This window comes from Bradyrhizobium sp. (genome assembly GCF_049691595.1).
Taxonomy (GTDB): Bacteria; Pseudomonadota; Alphaproteobacteria; order Rhizobiales; family Xanthobacteraceae; genus Bradyrhizobium.
Genome location: NZ_JBAVNZ010000602.1, coordinates 1 through 1768 on the forward strand (window position 1 = coordinate 1; position 1768 = coordinate 1768).

Consider the following 1768-nt stretch of genomic DNA (forward strand, 5'->3'; position numbering starts at 1 on the left):
AGCATGACGCGCCCGTGCCGTTCTTCCATTTTTACGGCGGCAAGATGCAGAAGGATGTGCTGGGGGCGTAGGCTCTCTCTCGTCATTGCGAGTTTGGTACCGGCCGTTGGCCGACCCTACTGGATGAAACGTTATCGGCGGTGGGATATTATAGCGTGTCCGCCGGCAAGGAGGTCGATATCTCCCTGGTGCGTAAGAGCCCGGTTGCGAGTTGGACCCGGGGTGCCGTGATGACCCTCACTGGCGCCAAGGGCAGCAATGCCCTGGAGCACGCTTCCTAGGTTTCCTTTGTTCAGGCTCCCCACGCTGGCGGCGCAGCTTGAGGAGGAATATGCGATGGAGATCATGTACGAACGGGTTGCCGGTCTTGACGTTCACAAGGCGACGATTGTCGCCTGCGCGCGGCTTGGGACGGGTGGCAAGATGACGCGGGAATGCCGGACATTTGACACGACAACGGATGGCTTGCGGGCCTTGTCGGCGTGGTTGACGGAATGTCGCTGCAGCCACGTGGCAATGGAGGCAACCGGGGTCTACTGGATGCCGGTGTGGAAGATTCTGGGCGAGGGAGACTTCGCCCTGATCGTCGCCAATGCGGCGCACATCAAGAACGTTCCGGGCCGCAAGACCGACCTGAACGATGCGATGTGGATTGCCGACCTTTTGGCCTGCGGATTGATCAAGCCGAGCTTCGTGCCGGAAGAGGAGATGCAGGAACTGCGCTCGCTGCTGCGCACCCGCAAGCAACTGGGGCGCGAGCAGACCCGGCACGTCCAGCGGATCCAGAAGACGCTCGCCGAGGCCAACATCAAGCTGGACTCGGTACTCTCCGACATCATGGGCGCCAGCGGGCGGCGGATCATCGAGGCGATGATTACGGGCGTGCGCGATCCGCGCCGGTTGGCAGCGCTGGCCAGCGCCCAGATCAAGGCGACGCCGAAGCAGTTGTACGACGCGCTGCATGGACGGCTGACGGATCATCACCGCTTCCTGCTGGGGCTTCATCTGCGGCAATGGGATGGCCTGGATGCGACGATCCGGGAAATCGATGTCGAAGTCGAGGCGCGGATCGCGCGCATCGACCAGGAGGTCAAGGCCGGCGAGGCTCCGTTTCGAGAATTGATCAGGCTTGTGTGCACGATCCCGGGGGTGAGCACTTTATCGGGGACGACGATCCTGTCGGAAATCGGTCGTGACATGAGCCGGTTCCCGACCGCCGGGCACCTCGTCGCCTGGGCTGGCCTCTGCCCCGGCCAGAACGAGAGCGCCGGCAAGCGAAAACCAGCGCGCCTGCGCAAGGGGGCGCCATGGCTGAAGACCATGCTGGTCCAATGCGCATGGGCGGCCAAGCGGAAGAAGGACAGCTATTACAAAGCCCAGTTCTTCCGGCTGCAGAGCCGGCGCGGGCCGCAGAAAGCCATTTGTGCCGTCGCCGCCTCGATCCTCACAGCCATCTATCACATCCTCAAAGACGGCACCGAACACCACGACCTCGGAGCCGACCACTTCCATCGCCGTTCCACCGAAGGCCAAACCAAACGCCTGGTTGCCCAGCTCGCCAAGCTTGGCTTCGAGGTCCAACTTCAACGTATCGCCGAGGCCGCATGATGACCTAGCTTTTCCAAGTCCTAGTTTCTTCCTAGGAGCATAGCGACGAAGCAATCCAGATTTTCTTTGCGGCGCCATGGATTGCTTCGCTTCGCTCGCAATGACGTGCGATAGATCGAGGTTGAGCGTCCTACAGCCAAAGCTTCTTGCTGCGCTGGCC

General features: G+C 61.8%; 2 protein-coding genes. Both read left to right on the top strand.

What is annotated here, in order from left to right:
• Window positions 1-140 precede the first annotated feature (140 nt).
• Entirely contained in the window at window positions 141-281 is a 141-nt protein-coding gene (locus tag WCE35_RS24120; protein ID WP_424595821.1) for a hypothetical protein, read from the top strand.
• Window positions 282-336: 55 nt separating this feature from the next.
• Window positions 337-1608 (top strand): IS110 family transposase, encoded by a 1272-nt coding sequence (locus WCE35_RS24125; RefSeq protein ID WP_424595822.1) that lies wholly within the window; start codon window positions 337-339, stop codon window positions 1606-1608.
• Window positions 1609-1768 lie beyond the last annotated feature (160 nt).

What these genes read in the sequence shown, in the direction of transcription:
- WCE35_RS24125 (WP_424595822.1), top strand. Translation starts at nt 337, where the DNA reads ATGGAGATCATGTACGAACGGGTTGCCGGTCTTGACGTTCACAAGGCG.